At 58.6% G+C, this 15,317-nt stretch carries 14 protein-coding genes and 3 pseudogenes; 5 read left to right on the top strand and 12 right to left on the bottom strand.

Going from position 1 to position 15,317, the window contains the following annotated elements; genetic code table 11:
* Window positions 1–16 precede the first annotated feature (16 nt).
* From ACQY1L_RS23865 to ACQY1L_RS23835, 7 genes are all read right to left on the bottom strand, one after another.
* Window positions 17–955, bottom strand: a complete 939-nt coding sequence (locus ACQY1L_RS23865) for an ABC transporter permease (RefSeq protein ID WP_430246136.1) — start codon at window positions 953–955, stop codon at window positions 17–19.
* Window positions 937–2,037, bottom strand: coding sequence for an ABC transporter permease (locus ACQY1L_RS23860; RefSeq protein ID WP_430246137.1), 1,101 nt, complete (start codon window positions 2,035–2,037; stop codon window positions 937–939). Before ACQY1L_RS23860 ends, ACQY1L_RS23865 begins: the two co-directional genes overlap by 19 nt.
* Entirely contained in the window at window positions 2,034–3,542 is a 1,509-nt protein-coding gene (locus ACQY1L_RS23855) for an ABC transporter ATP-binding protein (protein WP_430246139.1), read from the bottom strand. The genes ACQY1L_RS23860 and ACQY1L_RS23855 overlap by 4 nt, the downstream gene beginning before the upstream one ends.
* An 8-nt stretch (window positions 3,543–3,550) precedes the next feature.
* The gene (locus ACQY1L_RS23850; protein ID WP_430246141.1) at window positions 3,551–4,549 is read right to left on the bottom strand and encodes a BMP family protein; all 999 of its coding nucleotides are present in this window, start codon (window positions 4,547–4,549) and stop codon (window positions 3,551–3,553) included.
* Window positions 4,550–4,600: 51 nt separating this feature from the next.
* Window positions 4,601–5,002, bottom strand: coding sequence for a RidA family protein (locus ACQY1L_RS23845; RefSeq protein WP_430246143.1), 402 nt, complete (start codon window positions 5,000–5,002; stop codon window positions 4,601–4,603).
* Window positions 4,999–6,117, bottom strand: coding sequence for an LLM class flavin-dependent oxidoreductase (locus tag ACQY1L_RS23840; protein ID WP_430246145.1), 1,119 nt, complete (start codon window positions 6,115–6,117; stop codon window positions 4,999–5,001). Before ACQY1L_RS23840 ends, ACQY1L_RS23845 begins: the two co-directional genes overlap by 4 nt.
* A 125-nt stretch (window positions 6,118–6,242) precedes the next feature.
* On the bottom strand, window positions 6,243–7,160 hold the full coding sequence (locus ACQY1L_RS23835) for a LysR family transcriptional regulator (protein WP_430246147.1): 918 nt from the start codon (window positions 7,158–7,160) through the stop codon (window positions 6,243–6,245).
* Window positions 7,161–7,416: 256 nt separating this feature from the next.
* On the opposite strand from ACQY1L_RS23835, the gene ACQY1L_RS23830 reads away from it, so the two are divergent.
* The 3 genes from ACQY1L_RS23830 to ACQY1L_RS23820 are packed head-to-tail and all read left to right on the top strand — an operon-like array spanning window position 7,417 to window position 9,384.
* Complete coding sequence (locus ACQY1L_RS23830) at window positions 7,417–8,241, top strand: alpha/beta fold hydrolase (protein WP_430246149.1); 825 nt, start codon at window positions 7,417–7,419, stop codon at window positions 8,239–8,241.
* On the top strand, window positions 8,238–8,846 hold the full coding sequence (locus tag ACQY1L_RS23825) for a malonic semialdehyde reductase (RefSeq protein ID WP_430246151.1): 609 nt from the start codon (window positions 8,238–8,240) through the stop codon (window positions 8,844–8,846). Before ACQY1L_RS23830 ends, ACQY1L_RS23825 begins: the two co-directional genes overlap by 4 nt.
* A 22-nt stretch (window positions 8,847–8,868) precedes the next feature.
* A complete protein-coding gene (locus ACQY1L_RS23820; RefSeq protein ID WP_430246152.1) occupies window positions 8,869–9,384 on the top strand; it encodes a flavin reductase in 516 nt (171 codons plus the stop codon).
* A 182-nt stretch (window positions 9,385–9,566) separates the two neighbouring features.
* Here the strand turns inward: ACQY1L_RS23820 and ACQY1L_RS23815 are convergent, their stop codons facing one another.
* From ACQY1L_RS23815 to ACQY1L_RS23800, 4 genes and pseudogenes are all read right to left on the bottom strand, one after another.
* Window positions 9,567–9,986, bottom strand: a complete 420-nt coding sequence (locus tag ACQY1L_RS23815) for a GGDEF domain-containing protein (RefSeq protein ID WP_430246154.1) — start codon at window positions 9,984–9,986, stop codon at window positions 9,567–9,569.
* A gap of 94 nt (window positions 9,987–10,080) precedes the next feature.
* Window positions 10,081–10,623 (bottom strand): annotated as a pseudogene (locus ACQY1L_RS23810) (GAF domain-containing protein); the annotation flags it as partial.
* Window positions 10,624–11,478: 855 nt separating this feature from the next.
* Entirely contained in the window at window positions 11,479–11,907 is a 429-nt protein-coding gene (locus ACQY1L_RS23805) for a hypothetical protein (RefSeq protein WP_430246156.1), read from the bottom strand.
* Window positions 11,908–12,168: 261 nt separating this feature from the next.
* Window positions 12,169–12,822 carry a transcriptional regulator gene (locus tag ACQY1L_RS23800; RefSeq protein WP_430246157.1) on the bottom strand — a complete coding sequence of 218 codons (654 nt, stop codon included), beginning with the start codon at window positions 12,820–12,822 and terminating at the stop codon, window positions 12,169–12,171.
* Window positions 12,823–13,255: 433 nt separating this feature from the next.
* On the opposite strand from ACQY1L_RS23800, the pseudogene ACQY1L_RS23795 reads away from it, so the two are divergent.
* Together ACQY1L_RS23795 and rpsU are read left to right on the top strand one after the other, a co-directional pair.
* Window positions 13,256–13,438 (top strand): annotated as a pseudogene (locus tag ACQY1L_RS23795) (hypothetical protein); the annotation flags it as partial.
* A gap of 409 nt (window positions 13,439–13,847) precedes the next feature.
* Window positions 13,848–14,093 carry a 30S ribosomal protein S21 gene (rpsU, locus tag ACQY1L_RS23790; RefSeq protein ID WP_430246159.1) on the top strand — a complete coding sequence of 82 codons (246 nt, stop codon included), beginning with the start codon at window positions 13,848–13,850 and terminating at the stop codon, window positions 14,091–14,093.
* Window positions 14,094–14,192: 99 nt separating this feature from the next.
* Here rpsU and ACQY1L_RS23785 read toward each other — a convergent pair.
* Window positions 14,193–15,179: pseudogene (locus ACQY1L_RS23785) on the bottom strand (IS5 family transposase).
* Window positions 15,180–15,317: the final 138 nt, after the last annotated feature.

Genomic DNA, 15,317 nt, shown 5'->3' with positions numbered 1-15,317 from the left:
CACTCCGCGCATATGCTCATTTCTGTCCCCTGAGGAACGGAATGCCGATTTCGCTCGGACCGGCCTTGCTCTTGCCGACGAGAACCCAGGCAAGCAGCGCCAGCACGAAGGGTGACATCAGCAGGAGCGGCGGAGATATAGCCAAGCCGATCGCCTGCCCCTGATACTGGAGGGCATCGGCCGCCCCGAACAGGATGGAGGCGAGCATGACCCATATCGGATGCCAGCGCCCGAATATGACCACCGCGACGGCAAGATAGCCCCGGCCGCCGGTGATGTTGTCGACGAATACGCCGCCGGATGCGACCAGGGTAAGATAGGCCCCTGCAATGCCGGCCATTACGCCGGTCACCAGCATTGCGGAAAACCGTATGGCAGTGACCGAAATGCCGGCCGCATCGGCGGCAGACGCCCCCTCGCCCACGGCCCGGAAGACGAGGCCGAGACGGGTGTAACGGAAGAAAATCCAGAACAGGATCGCCACGATCACTGCCGCGTAGAGGATGGGGCTTTGCGAGAAGATCGCGCGACCGACGATCGGGATCTCCGAAAGATAGGGTATGCGATAGCTCGAGACACTTCGCAGAGACGGCGCCTGGTAGGCGGCCGACAGCGTCATTTCGCGCAAGAGCGAAGTTACCCCGAGCGCCAGGATGTTGAAACCGATGCCGACGACGATCTGGTCGGCCCGGAGGATGGCGACGGCGATGCCAAGCACCGCAGCGGCGCCAACGCCCCACAATGCACCGGCAGCAACGGCTGCATAGGGTGTGCCGGACATCTGGAGCCCGAGGACGGCACCGAAGGCGCCGAACAGCATGATACCCTCGAGGCCGATATTGAGCACGCCTGCACGCTCCGACACCAGTTCGCCGAGCGATGCCAGCAGGATCGGCGCGGCAAGCCTGATCGCGGACGCCAGCAGCAGGCCGAATGTTACCGCGTCAAAGACCATAGCGGCCGTCCTTTCAGGAACCTGTATCCGTGGATGCCGGCGAGGAAGATGATCGGCAGACCGGTCATGATCAGCGCCAGCGCGGCCGGAATGCTGAGCGAGCTCTGCAATGCAACGGTGCCACTACTGATCGCACCGAAATAGACAGCGACGACGACGGCGCCGAGCGGTTCAAGGCTGCCAAGGAGCGCGATCGCCAGACCGTCGAAACCGAGCGAGGAGCTGAATCCATCGATCAGCCGGTATTGTACGCCGAGCACTTCGCCGGCGCCGGCAATACCGGCGATACCGCCGGAAATCAGCATCGAACTGATGATCAGCCGCGACAAAGGCATGCCCTGAAGCTGCGCGGCACGCGGGCTGAGGCCTGCGGCGCGAAGGCGCACGCCGAACGTGCTGTGATAAAGAAGAAGCCACAGCACGAACGCCACGAGAAGCGCGAGAAACACCCCGGCATGCAGCCGCGTGCCGCTTATCAGAACCGGCAGGATTGCCCCGTCTGCAATCTTTGCCGACATGTTGAAGTCGGAACCTGGCGGCTGCAGCGGCCCTTGGACGAGATATTTTACCAGGTAGATGCCGATGAAGTTCATCATCAGGGTGACGATGATCTCGTTGGCACCGCGCCATAGCTTGAGGAGGACCGGTATCAGGCCCCAAAAGGCTCCGAACGCTGCGCCGCTGACGATCGAGATCGGCAATAGCAGGATGCCGAGTTCCGGCGGCAGCATAGTCGCAGGCAGAACGGCGCCGATCGCCCCCAGTTGCAGCTGCCCTTCTGCGCCGAGGTTGTAGAAACCGCATCGGATCGCAATGAGTGCCGCGAGCGCCGCCAACAGCCTTGGCGTCATGAAGACGAGCGTGTCGGCAAGCGCCATCCGCGAGCCGAACGCGCCGCTCAGCATTACGCCGAGCGCCTCGAAGGGCTCGACGCCGAGGCTTGCCAGGATAATCAGGCCAACCAGCAGGCTGACGCCGAAGGAACTCAGCACCAGGAATGCATTGGAAGAAGTCAGCCGCCTCAGGCGTTCATTCCAGGGAGCGACGACAGTTTGGGATTTGACGTCAACGATCGGTGTCACGCTTGAGCACTCCCGTGGCTTGTACCGCCGGTCATTAGGTCTCCGATGATTTCGCGGGATGTGTCCCGTCCGACCTCGCCGACCGTCTGCCCCGCGTAAAGGACGATAATGCGGTCACTGACGCGCATGATCTCATCGAGATTGCTGGAAATGATCAGCACGGCCTTGCCGTTGTTTGCCGCGGCACGCAGGCGCTTCAGCACTTCTTCGCTCGCCGCGACGTCGAGGCCGCGGGTCGGTTGGTAGACGATCACCGTCGGAGCGTCTTCGTTCAGCGCCCGTGCCAGCACGACTTTTTGCTGGTTGCCGCCGGACAGTGTGCGCGGAGTGACATGCACCGATCGCGCCCGCACATCCGACGCTGCAAGCATCTCTTCCGCCCGACGTGTTATCTCCGCATGCCTCAGCCGGCCACCGCGTGAATAGGGTTTTTCACCGATCTTGTTCAGGAGAAGGTTGACCGAGACGGGAAGATCGAGAACCAGCCCTTCGTGATGCCGGTCCTCCGGAACCAGGCCCGCGACCGCCCGACCGTCCGCATGACGGCGTCGTGCATGCACGGCACCGCTTTCCGGCCGGCGCAATCCCGCGAGCAGTTCGAACAGTTCACGCTGGCCGTTGCCCTCGACACCCGCGACGCCGACAATCTCGCCGGCCCGCAATGTCAGTGACGCATTCTTGAGACCCGATGAGGACTGCGTTGCGGCGACGCTGACGCGATCAAGCGAGATTTCTACCTCGCCTTCGCCGGTGCGCGTGGTCGCGAGCGATGTATCCAGATCGACCGACTTGCCGACCATCTCGCGGACAAAATCGCTGCGTTGACGCTTTGCGACCGGCTCGGAGCTGATCAGCTTGCCGCGGCGAATGACGGAGGCATGCTCGGCATATGCCAATACCTCTTCGAGATGGTGTGTGACAACGACTACCGCGCGTCCGTCGTCGGCAATTTGCCGCAACACCCGGTAGAAGGCCTCGATCTCGGACGGGTTGAGGATTGTTGTCGGCTCGTCGAAAAGAATGAGCTGCGCCTGGTTGATCAGCGCTTTCAGAATTTCGACTCGCTGTTGAAGCGACAGCGGCAAGTCACCGACCATGGCGGACGGATCGACGGACAGGCCGAACTGGTCGGCAAGTCTTGTGATGTCGGAATTGCGCGCCAACGTCTTGCGCACAGTGGGCGAGGCAGCCAATCGGAGATTTTCGGCAACCGTGAAGCTTGGCACCAGCTTGAAATGCTGGTGGACCATGCCGATGCGATTGGCGATCGCATCGGCAGGCGAACGATGGATGACCTGACGGCCATCCAGAAGAATGCCGCCCGTATCCGGCTGATGCATCCCGAAGAGGATGTTGAGCAGTGTGCTTTTGCCGGCTCCGTTCTCGCCGAGGATCGCGTGGATCTCGCTGCGCCTGAAGGCGAGCGACACATCCTCGAGAACGGGAAAACCTGGCACGAAACTCTTCGAGACGCCGGTCAGTTCGACATACGGGCGGTTGAGCATTTGCGAACTTATTTCGTGACGTCGAGCTCGCCCTTGGCAATCTTTGCCATGGTGGCGAACACATCTGCCTCGACCTTGGTATCGACATGCTTGAACGGTTTGAAAAGCGTCCAGCCGTCGTGGGCGAGGTCCATCTGGTAGACCTTGCCGCCGAGCTTGCCGGCGGTCATCAGTTCACCCATTTGGTCATAGGCCTTGTCGAAGTTGAGCACCGTACTGGTGATGACAGCGTTCGGATAGGCGGCACTCTGGTCCATATAGGCACCGATCGTGTGTGCCTCTTCCTCGTCCGCAGCCTGTTGGGTACCGACGTCGGCCAGGTCCGCCGACGGCAAGAGAACATCAGCACCACGCGCGATGACGCCGGTGGCGATTTCCTTTGCCTTGGCGACGTCGGTAAACGAGCCGGTATAGACCGTATCGACTTGGATATCGCCGACGAGCGATTTTGCGCCCTTGATGGTGAATTCCTGGGCGCGCTTGGCCGACGGGATTTCTTCGCCGGATATGATGGCGATATGCTTGTTCTTGCTCGACGCCGCAGCGACAGCCCCTGTGATGAAGCCATACTCGTCCCAGTTTACTGACCAGGCAGTGTAGTTCTTCAGGTCACCCGTCGACGCCGCATAGCTGTAGAGTACGAACTGCGTATCGGGAAATTCCTTGGCGACTTCCTGGATGGCTGCCGAATAGCCGGAGCTGTGGCAGATGATCATCTTGACGCCGCGCGACGCGAGCTGACGCAGGATAGCGGGCGCCTTTTCGTAGGTGGCGTTCTCGATATAAGACGGCTTGAAGTTATACTTCTTCACCATCTTGTCGAAGGCGGCATAGCCCGGTTTGTCCCAGTTACCTTGGGTAACCGCGCCGGTAAACAGTGCCGCGACCTCGACCGGATCGGCTGCGTAAACCTGCGAAACCGGCAGTGGCCCCGCAGACAGGATGGTGCCGCCGATGGCAAGCGCCATCAGATGACGCCGGGTCAGCGATTGAAGGATCATGCGCATGCTCGTTCCCCTTTTTTGTTCGAGCGGATGATGGAGTGAAGGTGTGCTGGGCTAGGCATCCCGGTCCGTAGCGGGGATCATGACGACGACGTCGATCTCCAGTAGCAAGTCCGGATCCGCGAGCCCCGCGACGTGGATGAACGTGCTGGCCGGCAGTTCGACGCCGTCAAAGAATTTCAGCCGGCCGCGATGTATGGCAGGCGCAAATCCCGGGTCGGTAACGTAAGTGACCGTTTTGACGATATCGTCAGGGGTTGCTCCGAGCCCTTCGAGCAGGTGGCCGACATTGGCGTATGTCTGCGCGACCTGTGCATCGATGTCGCCTTGCCCGACCACCGCACCGTTCTCGTCCCAAGAGACCTGACCGGTGGCGAAAACCGGAACGCCTGGACGAACTTTGGCATGGTTGTAGTAGCTCTGTTGCTTCAGGCCCTTCGGGTTGATCACAGTCATGATGCTTGTCCGTGCTGGTGCGCGTGGGCGGTCGTCATGACCCCCCGCTCGTAGAGACCTGTCACCACGTCCGTGCCGATGGTCTTCAGATCGTCGATGAAGTCGGGGACGATGACAGTGATGCCGTCCAGCTTTGCGTTCTTGACGATGTCGGCAAGCTTCTCGGCAATCGTGTCCGCCGACCCGATCACGGCCGCCGGCGACATGGAGTTGCGCTGCTGACCCTGCGAGATGAAGCGATTGGCCATGGTGTTCTGCTTCAGGCTTGGATCTGAGGAATATTCCCGCGTCTGGTTGTCGAGTGCTTCGACATCGACGCCGGAATTATAATAGTCGACGCGTTCCTGCGCCTCCTTGTCCGTCGCCCCAGGGACGATGGTGAAGAGACCATAAGTCTTGAAATCGGCACGGCCGGCTTCGGCAGCCAGTTCCTTGGCGCGCAGTCCCGTCTTGACGAAATCGTCGCGGTTGCTACCCAGCAGGAAGCTGCCGGTGCAGTTCTTGATAGTGAAGCGGAAGCCGCTGTCTGAAGCGCCGGCACAGATGATCGGCGGCAGCTTTGCCGGCTTGGGGTTCGACATGCAGTCGGTCAGCTTGTAGAATTTGCCTTCGTGATCGACGCGCTCCTCGCTCCAAAGACGCTTGGCGACGGTGATCCACTCCTCCGCCAGTTCGTAACGGCCGCCATGGTCGAGTTCGCGCCAAAGACCCATCTGTCCTTGGTCTACAGGATTGGATCCGGCCACCAGATTGAGGCCGAAGCGGCCGTTCGAGATCTGGTCGAGAACAGCAACCATCTTGGCTACCACAGCCGGATGGAAGATCATTGTGTGAACAGTGCCCCATACGCCGATGCGACTAGTCGCCTCGGCCAGGCCTGACATGGTCGTCAAGGATTCGAGCGTCACATCCCAGTGCTTGCTCGGGCCGCCATAGCCGCGCCATTTGGCCATGCTCAGCGCGAAGTCGAAGCCGAGATTCTCGGCAAGCACGGTGACCTGCTTGTTATACTCATAGGTCGCCGGCAACTGAGGGCTCGTCGTCGACGTGATCCAGCCACCGTTTCCGACCGGCAGAAACACGCCAAGTTCAACGGATGTCTGTTCAGAATTCATGCTCTGACCTTTCAGTTTCGCGGGCTTGACCCGTCTTCATGGAGATCACGCTAGCAGCAATTTTTGGCGGGACGTAATCGAATGTGATCCATGTCATGTTGCCTATTTGGCAACGCGAATGCTCGTTATCTCAGGTAGCTCGAGGACTCGGTCGCGGACTTGAACGCCTTGACGAGGCGCTTCAGGAACTCGTTTGCCGCATAGGACAACTGCCGGTCGCGATGAATGCAGACAGCCGATGTCGCTTCGGCAAAATCAGGAGATTCAATGGGGATGGCCCTGAGACGCCCGTCGCTCAATTCCTTGCGCGCCGCCATGACGGGAGCGATGGCAAGCGTTCGACCCGTCATGGCAAGGTTCTTCGTCAATTCCAGATTGTTGGTGGAAACGACGATGTCCGGCACGAAACGGTTTCGGGCAACCGCTTGGTCGAACAGCTGCCGCAGACCAAAACTCGTTACCGGCAGCGCGATTTGCTGACTGCAGATTTCAGCAAGGGTAAGCTTATCCCGGTTGGCAAAGTCATGCAGAGGCGAGACGAGACACATGACCGGCTCCGAATATTGAGCCATGATCTCGATGCCTGGCCGACCCTTGGGATTGTAGACAATGCCGATATCTGCCTCGTCCCTCGTCAGCGCTTCGGCTATCCGATCTGAGGATTCCGAGTAGACCGAGAACTTGATTGCAGGGAATTGCTCATTGAAGTCGGCAATCGTGCGGGGCAGGAAATCCATGATCAGACCTTCGATCACCCAAATCTTTACCTCCCCCAGCCGAAGCCCTTTCAGGCTGCGGATGCTTTCCTGAACACGCTCCATGTCTCGAAACATGTGGCGTGTGAACCGTTCGAGAACCAGACCCGCCGGCGTCAGCTGGATGCCCGTATTGGTGCGCTCCAGAAGCATGGCGCCGAGAGATTGCTCGAGAATGGCAATCTGCCGGCTGATCGCGGACGGCGCGACGTGCAGCCTGTCGGCGGCGCGGCGGATCGATCGAGTCTCCGCGACCTCGTTGAAATATTTGTACGTATTCAAGTTCACAGGCAGCCTCCGGATTACACGGGAGACGTGATGCAAACCTTATGCCAAAGCGATCTGATCCGTGTTCGAAAATAGGCAACAGGGCGGGTACGACTTTGATCTACGGCCAAGCTGAAGAGACTTGCTATTCGTTCTCCGGCACGCGGCGCCAAGACTGTAAGAACTCCATGGCGGCGCAGCGTGATCGATTGACGACGCACTTTACGGGCGGTGAGTTCTCCGCCTTAGATTACCCGTCAGGGGCTTAGGAGAAACAATGCCTTTCGCGACAATCGGCGGCTCGGATTTCTATTACGACATGGAGGGAGACGGCCCACCACTTCTCCTCGTGACGGGCCTTGCCGGGGTCGCCTCCTATTGGGACCCGAATGTCGAAGGCCTGTCGAAACACTTTACCGTCATACGTTACGACCACCGCGGCACAGGCAAGAGCGTCCGTTCGGAGCATGCCTACAGCGTTGAACTACTTGCCGAAGATCTGATCGGCCTGATGGACTACCTCGGCGTCGAAAAGGCGAGCCTGCTTGGCCATTCGACCGGCGGAGCGATCGGCCAGGTGATCGCCGCCCGCAACGCCGAGCGCCTCGACCGTATGGTTCTTTATGCCTCATGGGCAACGCTTTGCCCGCAGATGATGCTCTGCTTCGACCTGCGCCGGATGCTGCTGGAGAGCCATGGCAAGGAAGGCTATCACCGGGCCTCGCCGGTCTTCCTCTACCCCCCGCGCTTCGTGTCGAACGAATGGCCGAGGCTTGAGAAGGATATGGCGGCGGCCGTTGCCGGATCTACGACAGAAACCATCCTCGGCGCTCGCATCGAAGCAGTGGTCGACTTCGACGGTCTTGGCTATCTGCCACAGATTTCGGCGCCGACGCTTGTTCTTGTGGCAAAGGACGACATCCTGACCCCGCCGCTCTGCTCCGAAGAGCTGGCACGCAACATTCCAGGCGCCACATTGCAGATGCTGTCTTATGGGGGGCATGCAGTCTCGGTCTGCGAGCCGGAAACGTTCAACCGAACTGTTCTTTCCTTCCTGCTACGAGACCCCGCTATACCCCTTGGCGCGGCGGTGGCGCTATGACTACGATCCAAGGGCCTACTACGGTACTGGACAATCAGGCAGGCGCTGCACTGTTTACCGAAGCAAGATCTCACAATGGCTGGCTTACGGGCACTGTTGCGGATGAGACGCTCATTGCCCTCTACGATCTTCTCAAGTTTGCACCTACGTCTGCAAACTGCTCGCCGGCCCGCTTCATCTTCGTGCGCAGCGACGAAGCCAAGGAGAGGCTGAGGCCCGCATTGTCGTCGGGGAACCTCGCCAAGACGATGTCTGCGCCTGTCACCGTGATTGCCGCCTATGACACGGTTTTCTACGACAAGCTGCCGGAGCTCTTTCCGCATGGCGACGCCCGTTCTTGGTTTACCAGCAGTCCGGAACTTGCAGAGGAGACTGCCTTCCGCAATGGGACGCTCCAAGCCGCCTATTTGATCGTGGCAGCCCGTGCTGTCGGGCTCGACGTTGGCCCTCTCTCCGGCTTCGACAGACAAAAGGTCGATGCGGCTTTTCTCGCCGAAACGACGTGGAAATCCAATTTCCTCATCAACCTCGGTAAGGGCGATGCTTCCATGCTGTTCGGACGCTTGCCACGTCTCGATTTTTCCCAAGCCTGTCGGATTGTTTAAACTTCGAGCCGGAGCACCTGAAATGACGCAAATATTGCTATCGGCCGAACAGACGGCTGTCCCCGACGAGCTGAAGCTCGGTTTTCGCAACGCCATGGCGCGCCTCGGCGCGGCCATCAATATTGTCACGACCGATGGACCTGGAGGGCGCACCGGATTTGCCGCCACCGCAGTCTGCAGCGTCAGCGATACGCCACCGAGTCTGGTCGTCTGCATCAACAGAAGCTCATCGGCCTACGAGGCGGTGATGAAAAACGGTGTGCTTTGCGTAAACATCACCGGTGGCAGCCACCAGCCCCTCTGTCAGCTGTTTGGGGGTAGGACCCCTGCAGCCGAACGGTTCGCGCTGGGTTCCTGGACGCAGATGGAAACCGGCGCTCCGGTGCTGCAAGACGCGCTTGCAGCCTTCGACTGCCGGATTTCTGCTATTCATTCCAGCGGAAGCCACGATCTACTTATCTGCGAGGTGCTGGCTCTAAAGCCCAGTAGTGAAGGTCGAGGGCTCATATATTTCGACCGATCCTACCATATTGTCTGAAGGTTTTCGTGCACGCCTCGCTGCCGCCAAGTAGAAACTAAAACAGGCCGCAATTCGGCTTCAGATTTTCGATGAGGCCGTACTCGATATTCAGGCGCCTGATTGGGAGTATGGATTTTTCATCTAAGATACGATTACTGTTTCACATACAGGGCCAGCTCGGCATGCAGTTGGATAGCGGGTCACAGACTCAACCGCATTGCCGCTTCCGCCGGCGAAGCGGCGAGGCCAATGGATACAGAAACCGTTCCGATCATCTGACCCGCAAAAGAGAGCGTTGTGCTATCAACCTTCTGGCGGATTGCCTCGGCATGTACCGCCCCACCTTCTTCGTCCTGGTCGGGCAGTAACACCGTAAATTCCTCACCGCCGAACCGGAAAGCGCTGCCAGCATCTCCAACGGTGTCACGTAATATCTGCCCCACATAGCGCATGACCATGTCCCCGGCATCGTGACCAAACTGATCGTTGAAGCGCTTGAAATGATCGATGTCGATCATGAGACATGCAATGGGTTCCTTGGGATAGTCCGCTAGGCGCGTTTGAAGCGTCTCCTCCAGGCGGCGGCGGTTGAACAGACCGGTGAGCGTCGCGAATGGCAAACTCCGTCAGTTTTTCACGAAGCTGAAGGTTGGCGATCGCTAGGCCAAGATTCTCAGCAATCAGCTCGAGGTAAAGCCGGGAGCTTGTGAGATCGGTTATACCTTCCGCGTTCCTCTCCAGGTAAAGGAGCCCAATCATCTCCCCTTGCGCTGTTAGTGGTACACAAAGCGCCGACACATCGGCGCCGTCGAGATGTTGGCATGGCACGTCTGTGTCGTGGACGCCGCTCATATGCGGACGGCCGCGGCGTAGTCCCCAGCATAAGGAAGCAGGAAAGCTGTCCTCCGCATGCTTCGGCTGCCGCCAAAGGGCGGCCCCGATCAGGGTCGTCCTGCTTTCATTGAGAATATAGAGCCCGCCTGAAAGGTCGGGGAATATTTCCGGTGCGAGGCGAGCAACGACGCCGGCAAGCTCAATCTGATTTTGACAAGCCTGCAAACGGTGCATCATCTCCAGAATGAGATCCTTGGTCCGCTGGTCAGCTTGTCGTTCAGCATCTAGCCGCTCCTTCTCGATGCCGTTCGCCCTAAATATTTCGATTGCCTCGTTCATCTCGCCGATCTCATCCCGGCGCCGGTCGGGAAGAATCTCGACAGCGTAATCCTGCTTCGCCAGTCGCCCGACGATCCCGGTCATGCGTGTCAACGGCATAGTCACACGCCGCCTCAAGATGAAGTAGAGCACCGCGAGGAACAAAGCGCCGGTCATCCCAAGCATGATTTTTGCAATAAAGCTCCACCAGTCGCTGCTGGCTCGCGCGGCGGCCAGTTGAGAACCTGTGCGCGCTGCCGTCAGATCGCGAAAGTGGCCTACAGTCTGCAGAAGGGCAGTTTGCAGCCTTTCATGCTCCGCGCCAAACAAAATCTCTTGCGCGCGAGCCTTATCTCCGACCTGGAACGCCTGGACTGCCGATGCTTCTATCTTATCGAGCTCTTCTGCCTCTCGCGCGATTTCCTCAAGCGCCTGCGTCGCGGCGGGAGGCAGCCCATGAGACGCGAGCCTTGATGCCGCAGCTTCCCGCTGCCGTTCGGCTTCTTCTTCGGCATGAAATGCTTGTAGATGCCGCTCCTCGTCCCGCATGACGTAGAGGCGGGCTTCGTCACTTCTAACCTCCGCGCCTAAAGCAAGTTCCTCTGCCAGCACATCAAGCGCCAGGTGCTCCTCTACTGCAACACGCTCTTCGATAGCACTGCGGGACGACATGATGAAGGATGCGCCAGACAAAGCGGTCAAAGCAACGGTAACAGCGTAGGCCCAGTTGGTGATGGTGCTTATTCTCATGAGCTGACCATATCAGAGCCGTCGTGAGGGAGAAATAAGAGAAGCTAGCTTGCTCGCTTGGCATCGATGAACATGTCACATTAACTGTTCGGCCGGCCGGATCCTGTCGCGTCATCGTTCTAGGACTTTGTTATGCACTGGCACCAAGATGTAGCCTGAAAGACATATACTACCCGGAAAACTGATTAGGCGATTTGGCGTCGGCTCGGGTTATCGCTCGAAGCGCTCCAGCATCTTTTTCAGCTGCGCGTTCTGCAATTGAAGCTTGGCCGCCAGCTGCCCCCTGAGGATCTTGATCTCCTCGTCGAGGCTCATCGTCTCATCCGACGCTGTGTCGACGCCTGAAGAGACTTGCGCAGTGACCACAACCGGCTCGGGTTTCTTTACTCGTGGCCTCTGCTTGCGCGCTGCTCCCTCGACAGGCGGCTCAAGATCCTCAGCAGCCGGTGGAGGGACGACGGCAAGATCAGTATCATCGGTTAGCGCCGAACCACCAGCGACGATACCGGCGACATCCTCTTGCGTATCACTGACTTCGTTCAAATAGCCGCCCACAGGTTCAGGCTCTACGGAAACGGGATCGGATAGAGCCGGACGTGGTAGCTCAGCATCTGCCAGCGGCGGGTTTGCGGAGGCCAAGCCTCCCTCCGAAACCGTTGCGTCCGGACCGGCAATAGCCAAGACATCCGGCTTCGCGTCGGCGACCTTGCCGTCGTCTTGCTTTTGCCCGCGTCCGGGTGGCACGAACCGGCTCAAGAACTTCCAAGGAGATGCCATTGGATCGACCTCGCATCTGTTCCGCATGTATGCGGGTTCCGTCCGGCGGCGGTCTGATGGCCGCCGAGCTCATTAGCTCCAGAATGTGGAAGATGTGGCCAATCCTTGACCGCAGCCGACCGATCAATCGAGTTTGAGCTTTTTCCGCAGATCGGCGTTTTCGGCACGAAGCTTTTCAGCCAGCAGCTTGCGCAGCTTTTGATTCTCTACCTCCAACTGCAGGAGATCAGCCATTTCGTCTCCAACTGGGGTTGCCACCTCATCGGCGATCTGGTCAACCTCAGGTGTGACGTTCGCAGCTCGGCGCCTGGTAGCCACTGGGCCTTCGTTCACGCTTACCTTGCGGCCTCGCTTCTTTCGACCATCGATACCGCCTGAAGCAGTCTCTGATGCCGTGGCCACGACAGACGTCTTCCTCGCCCGGGGCTTACGCTGCTTCTTCTGCGCAACAGGCGCTTCTTCAAGCGCGGGCGCTTCAGCATCGTTGATTGCATCGGTGTCGTCGGCCATGAATATCCCCTTTGTTTCTCTGGCAGTTGCCGGCGCCGCTACCGGCGGAGTCAATAACGGTGGCGTAGGATTCACCTCTGGTGTCGACATTTCCTGACCCGGTTCATCAGCCGCAAGACTTTTCTGCAGGAATGGCATGGCCTCCTCCTCTACGTCCCGCGCGACGGACTTGAGGTCCATACTGCCCCAGATAGAGTTAGGCTCGGCATCATTCTTTCGACGGCCGGACTTGTACTCGACGGCAAAACTGCGTTGTGTTCTCTTCACTCAGACGGCTTTCGGAGATCTTGGGATTGTTCAAGGACGAAACTCGGCGTCGCTAGAGCTCCCAGATAGCGACTCCGCCGTTGTCAGTCCATCCCCAAAGCAGGATATGGTCCTGCAAGGCCCTGTCATCGAAGTAGACTGTTTAGCGTCTCAAGATGATCGAAGTCGCTCATCCTTCATCGTGGAGAAGCGGCTTGCGGTAAAGCATAGAAATCCTGCGCAAGATTCCGGCCCTTGCTGCTGGATAGCGGTGGTTCTAATGGCTTGGCGAGACGCGGACGCTCGCTCTAAAATCCTTGAACTCTCGCGGTGCCTTGATTGATCGTCCGTTGTCGATCGCGGCAAGATCGAGAATGACGGTATTGGCAATGGTCATTGGCACGACTAGCGACTGTGACTCTCCGGCAGCACCGCGCGAGACCAGGATTTTGTCATGCCAGTGCTGCTGTTGACGACGGAGGCGAGCGACGTCTGGATGACCGCGCCCTGGGACAAAGCCAAAGATCTGGCGCAGCCTTTGCCGGAGGATGCGCTGCTTATCTCAGCACGAGAGCCCTATAGATCTTCGATCGTCTCGAACAGCGGAGAGCCGATCGAGCAAGGCCGCTTGCTATAGCGCTGACCTGAAAGCTTAATTGGATCGCAAAACGAAAAAGCCTGCCGCGGGAGGAGGTGCGGCAGGCTTTTCGATATTTGAACAACGGCTGGGAGGAGGAGTGCCGCTGTTCCGCCAGACTTCCCTTGGGAGGAGGAGTGGGTCGCCTGAAACACGAAGCTTTGCGGGAGGAGGTGCATCGCTTCGTTGCTTAAACGAATACATCGAAGGGTATGCCTGGAAAATAGACAGATGCGCAGGGAAGCCATGTGCATGACGCAGGTCTTGCTCCGTCAAGATGCGACAGACTCTGTCTCTCGGCGTGGCGATTCAAATGACGGCGCATTCATGGCTAAAGCGATCTTGCCAGCGCGCCTGATTTGAGATTATGGCTGCGTGCCAATAGAAGTACGGAAATTGGGGTCGTACCGTGCAGACACTCGTTCGAGACAATAATGTCGATCAAGCGCTTCGAGCGCTCAAGAAAAAGTTGCAGCAAGAGGGCGTGTTTCGCGAGATGCGCCTGCGGGAGCATTTCGAGAAGCCGTCGGAAAAGCGGGCACGCGAAAAGGCTGAGGGTATCCGCCGGGTCCGCAAGGTTGTTCAAAAGAAGCTGAACCGCGAACTCGGAATCGCGCTTGTGAAAAAGCCGCATACCTCAGCGACCGCGAAATAGCCTAAGACCACCAAAGGTCTCCGGGGATTTTATCACCAAAGGGGCGGAAATGTTGGGCCGTGTTGCAGGGATCAGATTCCGGGCGAAGTAACCCCACCTTTAGGATTTTCCATACAACACGCCAGAATCTGGACGGCCAAGCTCAGTCATCCGGTTGAGGACACGGACGCCGATCTCGGCTTCTGTTTTCTGATTGCAGAAGTTCCTGGCTTTGAGTTTTGGCCCGATCACGGTTCCATCGGCCCATCTGTGTCTCCACCCGGCTGCGCTGGTTATAGCCGGTGGATTTCTGCCAAGCCATGCGACCCTTGCTTTCGATTTCGGCGATGTGGCGGTCGCGAGCCGATGGGACGAGTATCGATTGGGGGCTTTGAACCGCGGTCCTGGGAGGCGGGATAATGACCTCCACGATCTCGCCAAGACGTGTTAGCAGAAGGTCACGGGTCGGAGCTCCGTCATAGGCGCCGTCAGCGATAAACTTGGCAACTGGGCCATTAATCTGATCCAGAAGATCTGGCAAAGCGGTTGGATCGCCAACATCATCCATGGTGAGGTCCGCGCAGACAATCTCACCGCTGACAAGATCAAGACCAACGTGGAGTTTGCGCCATCTTTTGCGTTTGACCTTGAGTTTGTGCTTGTTTTCCAGCCATTCGCCCTCACCGAAGACCTTCAAACCCGTGCTGTCCACCACCAGATGAACCGGGCCCGATGTCCTAGTTCCGGGCCTCGTTGAGGGCAATGCCAGCCCTCTACCCCGCGCGACAGGGTGGAGAAATCTGGAACGGCTATTTCAATGCCCATCAGCGCCGCGATACTGCGCATCAGGCCCTGGGTTTGGCGCAAAGGCAGATCGTAAACAACACGCACGGTCAGACACATAGTAATTGCCAGGTCCGAATATTTCGGTTGACCACCACGCGACGTCCGCCGCGACGCCGACCACTCAGAAAGAGCCTCAGCGCCTACCCAGACCGTCATATCACCGCGTCGTCTCAGGCTTTCATTATAGGCCGGCCAATTCGTGACTTTAAATTTCTGCTTGGCTATCTTGTACCGTCGGTCTTCATTGAACTTATGCGGCATCAAAAATATCCGGGGACCAAAAAACGTCACCTGATATCAGACCCTTGGCGATCCGCGCAACAAAGCCCTGTGGAGCCGCCTCGCGGGAGGATGCCAACTGACGCGTGATCCAATACGCCTGATCCTGGGTGCGGGATT

It is taken from the genome of Neorhizobium sp. DAR64862/K0K3, assembly GCF_050500185.1.
Taxonomy (GTDB): Bacteria; Pseudomonadota; Alphaproteobacteria; order Rhizobiales; family Rhizobiaceae; genus Neorhizobium; species Neorhizobium soli.
The sequence above is the reverse complement of the archived record's forward strand: the minus strand, read 5'-3'. Positions and strand labels throughout refer to the sequence as shown.